Source organism: Mycobacterium sp., assembly GCF_025965855.1.
In the GTDB taxonomy this organism is placed as follows: Bacteria; Actinomycetota; Actinomycetes; order Mycobacteriales; family Mycobacteriaceae; genus Mycobacterium.
The window spans coordinates 1-7,414 of sequence record NZ_JAOPWB010000080.1 but is presented as its reverse complement, the minus strand read 5'-3'; the positions used below and the strand labels follow the sequence as shown (position 1 = coordinate 7,414).

General features: G+C 68.9%; 7 protein-coding genes and 1 pseudogene. 3 read left to right on the top strand and 5 right to left on the bottom strand.

Translation table 11 applies throughout. From position 1 onward, the window contains the following. The coding region (locus tag JWP83_RS06115) for a TOMM precursor leader peptide-binding protein (protein WP_297727239.1) at positions 1 to 406 on the top strand (406 nt) is incomplete at its 5' end. Positions 407 to 673: 267 nt separating this feature from the next. Beyond that, positions 674 to 2,017, top strand: a complete 1,344-nt coding sequence (locus tag JWP83_RS06110) for an AarF/ABC1/UbiB kinase family protein (protein ID WP_297727236.1) — start codon at positions 674 to 676, stop codon at positions 2,015 to 2,017. Between the two features lie 76 nt (positions 2,018 to 2,093). On the opposite strand, the gene JWP83_RS06105 is transcribed toward JWP83_RS06110, so the two are convergent. From JWP83_RS06105 to JWP83_RS06095, 3 genes and pseudogenes are all read right to left on the bottom strand, one after another. Beyond that, a complete protein-coding gene (locus tag JWP83_RS06105) occupies positions 2,094 to 2,363 on the bottom strand; it encodes a WhiB family transcriptional regulator (protein ID WP_297727233.1) in 270 nt (89 codons plus the stop codon). 4 nt (positions 2,364 to 2,367) lie between these two features. Then, positions 2,368 to 2,655, bottom strand: a pseudogene (locus tag JWP83_RS06100) (hypothetical protein); the annotation flags it as partial. A gap of 99 nt (positions 2,656 to 2,754) precedes the next feature. Continuing rightward, positions 2,755 to 4,869 (bottom strand): ATP-dependent DNA helicase UvrD2, encoded by a 2,115-nt coding sequence (locus tag JWP83_RS06095; protein ID WP_297727242.1) that lies wholly within the window; start codon positions 4,867 to 4,869, stop codon positions 2,755 to 2,757. A 101-nt stretch (positions 4,870 to 4,970) separates the two neighbouring features. Here JWP83_RS06095 and mrx1 point away from each other — a divergent pair, with 101 nt between their 5' ends. Beyond that, positions 4,971 to 5,225, top strand: a complete 255-nt coding sequence (gene mrx1, locus JWP83_RS06090) for a mycoredoxin Mrx1 (RefSeq protein ID WP_297727230.1) — start codon at positions 4,971 to 4,973, stop codon at positions 5,223 to 5,225. Between the two features lie 5 nt (positions 5,226 to 5,230). Here the strand turns inward: mrx1 and nudC are convergent, their stop codons facing one another. Together nudC and JWP83_RS06080 are read right to left on the bottom strand one after the other, a co-directional pair. After that, the gene (nudC, locus tag JWP83_RS06085; RefSeq protein WP_297727227.1) at positions 5,231 to 6,163 is read right to left on the bottom strand and encodes an NAD(+) diphosphatase; all 933 of its coding nucleotides are present in this window, start codon (positions 6,161 to 6,163) and stop codon (positions 5,231 to 5,233) included. A gap of 2 nt (positions 6,164 to 6,165) precedes the next feature. Beyond that, the gene (locus tag JWP83_RS06080; protein ID WP_297727224.1) at positions 6,166 to 7,236 is read right to left on the bottom strand and encodes a TrkA family potassium uptake protein; all 1,071 of its coding nucleotides are present in this window, start codon (positions 7,234 to 7,236) and stop codon (positions 6,166 to 6,168) included. Positions 7,237 to 7,414 lie beyond the last annotated feature (178 nt).

The following is a 7,414-nucleotide window of genomic DNA, read 5'->3' as shown; positions in this document are numbered from 1 at the left end:
CCTGGTCGCCGACCCACGCATGGTGCGCGACCTGCACAGCCGGGGCGTCCCGCATCTTCCGGTTCGCGTGCGCGACGGCACCGGTCTGGTGGGCCCGCTGGTCATCCCCGGCGTGACCGCCTGTTTGGGGTGTGCGGACCTGCACCGCAGCGACCGCGACGCCGCGTGGCCGGCGATCGCCGCCCAGCTGCGCGACACCGTCGGCGTGGCCGACCGGGCCACCCTGCTGGCGACCGCGGCCCTGGCGCTCAGCCAGGTCAATCGGGTAATCGCGGCGGTGCGCGGACAGGAGGCAGTGCCCGATCCCGCGCCGCCCCCGGCGCTGAATGCGACGCTGGAGTTCGACCTCAACGCCGGCTCGATCGTCGCGCGCCAGTGGACCAAGCATCCGTTGTGCTCGTGCTAGCCCAGCCGTCCCTGGTCGGGAACGCTCATCGACACCGAGGCGTACGCCCGGGCCAGCTCCTCCAGCACCGGCGCGGTCAGGGTCCGTCTTTCCTGTTCTTGTCCAGCGTTTCGATGATCGCCCTATACAGGGCGTCGGCGGCGTCGTGCTGCGTTTGCTTTGCTGCCATGGCGTTGTCTCCTACCACCGTTGGGGTGCGCGGTTCAGGTCTGCGACGTGCAAGGGACAACCTATGACCCGCATCGACGGCACGGCGCGCTGAGCGTCATGGATGATGGACACGTGGCAGACATCAAACGCGGCCGCGCTGCCCGCAATGCGAAGCTGGCCAGCATTCCCGTCGGCTTCGCCGGCCGGGCGGCCCTCGGCTTCGGCAAGCGGTTGACGGGCAAGTCCAGAGACGACGTCCAGGCGGAGATGCTGGAGAAAGCCGCCAACCAGCTGTTCACCGTGCTGGGTGAGCTCAAGGGCGGGGCGATGAAGGTCGGCCAGGCCCTGTCGGTGATGGAGGCCGCCATCCCCGAGGAGTACGGCGAGCCCTACCGCGAGGCGCTGACCAAGCTGCAGAAGGACGCCCCGCCGCTGCCGGCCGCCAAGGTGCACCGGGTGCTGGACGCGCAGCTGGGCACCAAGTGGCGGGATCGGTTCAGTTCGTTCGACGACACCCCGATTGCCTCGGCCAGCATCGGCCAGGTGCACAAAGCGGTGTGGTCCGATGGCCGCGAGGTGGCGGTCAAGATCCAGTACCCGGGCGCCGACGAGGCGCTGCGGGCCGACCTCAAGACCATGCAGCGGATGGTGGGGATGGTCAAACAGCTGTCGCCGGGCGCGGACGTCCAGGGCGTGGTGGAAGAATTGGTCCAGCGCACCGAGATGGAACTCGACTACCGGTTGGAGGCCGACAACCAGCGCAGGTTCGCCAAGGCGTATCAGGACAGTTCGCACTTCCTGGTGCCGCACGTGGTGGCCAGCGCGCCCAAGGTTGTGGTTCAGGAGTGGATCGAGGGGATCCATATGGCGGAGATCATCCGCAACGGAACCCGCGAGCAGCGCGACCTGATCGGCACCCGCCTGCTCGAGCTCACCTTCGACGCGCCGCGCCGGCTGGGGATGCTGCACGGCGACGCCCACCCGGGCAATTTCATGCTGATGCCCGACGGCCGGATGGGCGTCATCGACTTCGGGGCCGTCGCACCCTTGCCCGGTGGCTATCCCGTCGAGCTTGGGATGACGATTCGGCTGGTCCGCGATAAGAACTATGACCTGCTGTTGCCGACGATGGAGAAGGTCGGCTTCATCCAGAAGGGTCAGCAGGTGTCGGTCCGCGACATCGACGAAATGCTGCGCCAGTACGTCGAGCCCATCGAGGTCGATGTCTTCCACTACACCCGCAAGTGGCTGCAGAAGATGACCGTGGTTCAGATCGACCGGTCGGTGTCGCAGATCAAGACGGCCCGCCAAATGGATCTGCCGCCGAAGCTGGCGATGCCGATGCGCGTCATCGCTTCGGTCGCCGCGATCCTCTGCCAGCTGGACGCGCACGTGCCGATCAAGGCGCTGTCGGAGGAGCTGATCCCGGGTTTCGCCGAGCCCGACATCGCCGTCGTCTAGCTCCGCGAGGGTGCAACTACCGACGCCGTCTCTCGAGAAACGCGTCGGCAGTTGCACTTTCGCGGCCTAGTTTTTTCTAGGCGGCGACGACCTCTTTACGGGGACGCCCGCGCGGGCGTTTGCGGCTCACGATCGACCCTCGCTCGAGGATCTCGCCGCCCCACACGCCCCAGGGCTCGGCCCGCTGCAGCGCCGCCGCAAGGCACTGACGCCGGACCGGACAGCCCGCGCAGAGCGTCTTGGCGCGCTCGAGGTCGGCCGGGGCCTCCGCGAACCACAGGTCGGGATCGTCGACATGGCAAGGCAATTCCGGCAGCGTCGGTCTTCCGACTGGCAGTGCCGACATGTCCTCTCACCTGCTTCCTGGTCGGGTGGCTGTCCTTCGTTGTGATCCGGACCAGGTTGGGAGGCTGTCTACCCAAATGACAGTGGCCACGGATCCTGCTGACTTCGGGTCCGTGGCCATCTGGGCAAAACCGGGCTAGTTAGGTATGACCCCGATTCACGGACGCGTCGGTCGCGGCGGCGACACGGTGCTTAACCGCTGCCGCCGGCGCGGCGGCATGGGAGGTAGCCTTGGACCGGCCTTCAGCCAGCACCGCGGCGGCCACGCCCACACCGAACGCGTTGGTGATCATCGTGGCGACCCTCCTCTCACCTGACAGCAGTATGCGGTTTCGAGAGTAAATGGTAGCGGCCGCTGCCCACAACCGATTTTCTGACTTGGGCCTTTGTGTTCAGCGGGCTTGCTTGACCAGCTCCAGCACGTCGGGACCGTACTGTTCGAGCTTTCGCGCGCCGATGCCCGGGATCGCGATCAGGGCCGTCTCGTCGTCGGGCAGCAGCTCGGCGATCGCGATCAGGGTGTTGTCGCTGAAGACGATGTACGGGGGCATCTTCTGTTCCGTCGCGATGTTCAGCCGCCAGGCCTTGAGCTTGAGCAACAAGTCCTCGTTGACGTCGCCGGCGCATGTTGTGCACCGCCGCAGCATGATGGCCGCCGGGGTGGTCAGGTTGTTGTTGCAGATCCGGCAGCGCGTCGCGGTTGCCCGGTTGCGCCGGGATCGGGCCGGCGCGGTGTCGGCGCGCGCCTGTGGCGCGATGCCGTTGAGGAACCGCGACGGCTTGCGGCTCTGCCGTCCGCCGGGGCTGCGGGCCAACGCCCAGCTGAGCGCCAAATGCACTCGTGCCCTGGTGATTCCGACGTAGAGCAGTCGGCGCTCCTCCTCGACGGCCTCGCTTTCGGCGCCGTGCGCCAGCGCGTGCGAGATGGGTAGCGTGCCGTCGGCCAACCCGACCAGAAACACCGCGTCCCACTCGAGTCCCTTGGCGGCGTGCAGCGAGGCCAGCGTGACGCCCTGGACCACCGGCGGGTGGCGCGAGTCGGCGCGCATCCGCAGCTCGGCCAGCAGCCCCGGAAGGTCCAGCTGCGGGCGCTGCGCCACTTCGTCGTCGACCAGCTCGGCCAGCCCGGCCAGCGCCTCCCAGCGATCCCGGGCCCGGGTGCCGGTCGGTTCCTCGGCCGTCAACCCCAGCGGCTCCAGGACCGCGCGGACGACGTCGGGCAGAGGGCCTTCTGCCGCCGCGCTGCCGCCCCGGTCGGCCGCGCGCTGCAGCGCCAGCAGCGCCTGCTTGATCTCCTGGCGGTTGAAAAATCCCTCGCCGCCACGAATCTGGTAGGTGACGCCGGCCTCGGTCAGGGCCTCCTCGTAGGCCTCGGACTGCGCGTTGACCCGGTAGAGCACCGCGATCTCGGATGGCGCCGTGCCGGATTCGATCAGCCGCGCTATCGACGCCGCGACGGCGGCGGCCTCGGCGGTTTCGTCGGGGTGCTCGTGAAACGACGGTGCCGGCCCGGGCGCGCGCTGGCCGGACAGCTGCAGCTTGCTGCCGGCGACGCGGCCACGGGCCGCGGCGATCACCTGATTGGCCAGCGACACCACCTGCGGGGTGGACCGGTAATCGCGTTCCAGGCGCACCACCGTGGCGTCCGGGTATCGCCGCGAGAAGTCGAGCAGGAAGCGCGGCGTGGCCCCGGTGAACGAGTAGATGGTCTGGTTGGCGTCGCCGACGACGGTCAGGTCGTCGCGACCGCCCAGCCAGGCCGCGAGCACGCGCTGCTGCAGCGGGGTGACGTCCTGGTACTCGTCGACGACAAAGCAGCGGTAGCGGCCGCGGAACTCGTCGGCCACGGCGGCGTCGTTCTCGATGGCGGCGGCCGTGTGCAGCAACAGGTCATCAAAGTCCAGCAGTGTCACGGATTCGTCGCGAACCTTCAGCGCCTCGTACGCGGTGTACACCGCCGCGATCTGCTTGGCGTCCATCGGGACGTCGCGGCCGGCGTCGGCCACCGCGGGCGCGTAATCCTCGGGGCCGATCAGCGACGCCTTGGCCCACTCGATCTCCCCGGCCAGGTCGCGTACGTCGTCGGTGCCGACGTTCATCCGGCAACGGCTGGCCGCCCTGGCGACGATCGCGAACTTGCTGTCGAGCAGCTGCCACCCGGTGTCGCCGACGACGCGCGGCCAGAAGTACCGCAGCTGGCGGTGCGCGGCGGCGTGGAAGGTCAGAGCCTGCACGGTGCCGACCCCGGAACCCGCGTGGCCGGAATTGGCGAGCGCGCGCAACCGGGAGCGCATCTCCCCCGCCGCTCGCTGGGTGAAGGTGACCGCCAGGACCTGGCCGGCGGCGACATGACCACTCGCGACGAGCTGGGCGATCCGGTGCGTGATGGTGCGGGTCTTGCCCGTTCCGGCGCCCGCAAGCACACAGACCGGCCCGCGGGGAGCCAGCACCGCTTCGCGCTGCTCGTCGTCCAGCTCGGCGGTCAATGGATCAGCGACCATCGGCATGGCGTCCATCTTGGCAGCGATGGCCGACAAACCGGGTACATCGCCACGCGTGAATTGCGTCGCTCCGGAATTCATCGTCGCCGCGCTACGTTAGACCGGCTATGTCCGACGAGCCGCTCACCGTATACACGACGTCCTGGTGTGGCTTTTGCCACCGGCTGAAGATGGTGCTGAAGTCCGACGGAATCTCCTACGACGAGGTCGACATCGAGCTGGACCCGGCGGCGGCGGAGTTCGTCGGCTCGGTCAACGGCGGCAACAGGACCGTCCCGACGGTGCAGTTCGCCGATGGGTCCACGCTGACCAACCCGAGCGCGGCCCAGGTCAAGGCGAAGCTGGCCGAAGTCGGGGGCTAAGGAGCTCAGTCGATCCCGGCCCAGGATTCGATGATCACGCGCGCGATTGAAATCGAGCCGGGTAGCAGGAGTTTCGACTCCGTGAACTTCGACGCGCTGCTCCAATCGCCGGCCGCAAGGGCCGCGCGAACCTCGTCGCGGGTGAACCAGTGCGCCTCGGCGATCTCACCGTCGTTGAACGCGAAGTCCTCGCTCGGGTCGCCCACGGCATGGAAGCCGACCATCAGCGAGCGCGGGAACGGCCACGGCTGACTGCCCAGATAGCGCACGTCGCGCACGGTCAGGCCGATCTCCTCCCGAATCTCCCGGGCGACGCACACTTCGAAAGACTCGCCGGCCTCGACGAATCCGGCCAGCAGGGAGAACATCCGCTCCGGCCACACCGCCTGACGGGCCAGCACCGCGCGATCACCGCCGTCATGGACGAGACAGATCACCGCCGGGTCGATGCGCGGGAACTCCTCGCGGCCGGTGACCGGGTTAACCCGCGCCCAGCCCCCTCTTGCGGGCCGGGTCGGCGAGCCGTCCACCGCGCTGAATCGCGCGCTGTCATGCCAATTCAGCAGCGCGATGGCCGACGACACCAGTTGGCTGCTGGTGTCGTCGAAGATCGGGCCGAGGCTGCGCAGGTTCAGCACTTCGGTCTGCGCGTCGGGGTCCTCGGGCGCCTGCAGCGCGCCGCGGACCGCCCAGACATGGCGGCCGCCCTCGATGCGGCCCAGGAATACCGCATCCGGCGGGGGTTTGTCGGCCAGCGCGGCCGCGGCGCCGAGCACCACCCGGCCGTCGGCGACCAACACCTGGTTGCGCGAATCCACCCGCAGCAGCGCCGCGTCCGCCCAGCCCGCCGTCGCCGCGTCGACGTCGGTGCGCAGTTGGTCGGCCCGGTCGGCGCCGACGCGCGACAGCAGCGGAACGCTCTGCAGCTGGAAGTCCACGCCTAGTGTCCCGCGTGCCGGATGTAGAGCAGCCGATCGTTGGCCTCGATCGCATCCACCTCGGGGGCGCCGATGCGCAGCAGGTGGCCGCCGCGCACGACACCGAGCACGATGTCGCGCAGATGCCTTGGGGATCCACCGATTTCGGCCTGCTCGACCTCGCGTTCGGCGATGGCCAGGCCGGCGTCGGGGGTCAGCAGGTCCTCGATCATCTCCACGACGCTGGGCGTGGTGGTGGCGAGGCCGAGCAGCCGGCCGGCGGTCTCTGAGGAGACCACCACCGAGTCGGCGCCCGATTGCTGCAACAGGTGCTGGTTCTCGGCCTCCCGGATCGACGCCACGATCTTGGCTTTGGGCGCGATCTCCCGGGCCGTCAGCGTGACCAGCACGGCCGTGTCGTCGCGGCTGGTCGCGACGATGATCGACGCCGCGTGCTGCGCCCCGGCCAGCCGCAGCACATCGGATCTGGTGGCGTCGCCGCGCACGGTCACCAATCCGGCCGTTGCGGCGTGTTCGAGGGCGGACCGATCGGTGTCGACGACGACGACCTCGCCCTGAGAGGCCTCGTCACCGAGGATGGCGCCCACCGCCGTTTTGCCCTTGGTGCCGTAGCCGATCACGATGGTGTGGTTGCGCACTTTGCTCCTCCAACGCTGAATCTTCCACGCCTGCCGGGACCGCTCCGAGAGGACCTCGAGCGTCGTGCCGACCAGCACCGCCAAGAACGCGATCCGCAGCGGGGTAAAGACCACCGTGTTGACTAGGCGCGCGGTTTCGGAGTAGGCAGTGATGTCGCCGTAGCCGGTGGTCGACAGGGACACCGCCGCGAAGTAGAGGCAGTCCAGGAACGTCAGGCGCCCGCCGCGCACGTCGCGGTAACCGCTTCGATCCAGGTAGACGACGACGGTGGCGGCAAACAACACCAGCAACGCGATGGCCACCCGGCGCGTGATGACCCGGGTCGGGCTGGCGTGGTCCTCGGGGATCCGCAGAACGCCGACCAACTGATGGCCGGGCTGGGCGGTCAGCGTTTCGTCCAGGCCGCTGAGTTTGCGCGCCCTACCGTTGCTCACGGCGCTCCGTCATCGGCTCAACCTCAGCGCACGAGACCCGCACGACTCCTATGTAACCACGCTGGCGGGCCGCCCAGTGCCTGGACGGCGCAGCTCACACCGCCACGACGCCGCCGCCGGCCGGGTAGCCCAGCAGCGCGGCCAGCTCGGCGGGATCCGGCAGCTCATCGGGGGTAAC

Coding starts and splice junctions, on each gene's coding strand:
- JWP83_RS06110 (WP_297727236.1), top strand. CDS start 674: ATGGATGATGGACACGTGGCAGACATCAAACGCGGCCGCGCTGCCCGC.
- JWP83_RS06105 (WP_297727233.1), bottom strand. CDS start 2,363: ATGTCGGCACTGCCAGTCGGAAGACCGACGCTGCCGGAATTGCCTTGC.
- JWP83_RS06095 (WP_297727242.1), bottom strand. CDS start 4,869: ATGCCGATGGTCGCTGATCCATTGACCGCCGAGCTGGACGACGAGCAG.
- mrx1 (WP_297727230.1), top strand. CDS start 4,971: ATGTCCGACGAGCCGCTCACCGTATACACGACGTCCTGGTGTGGCTTT.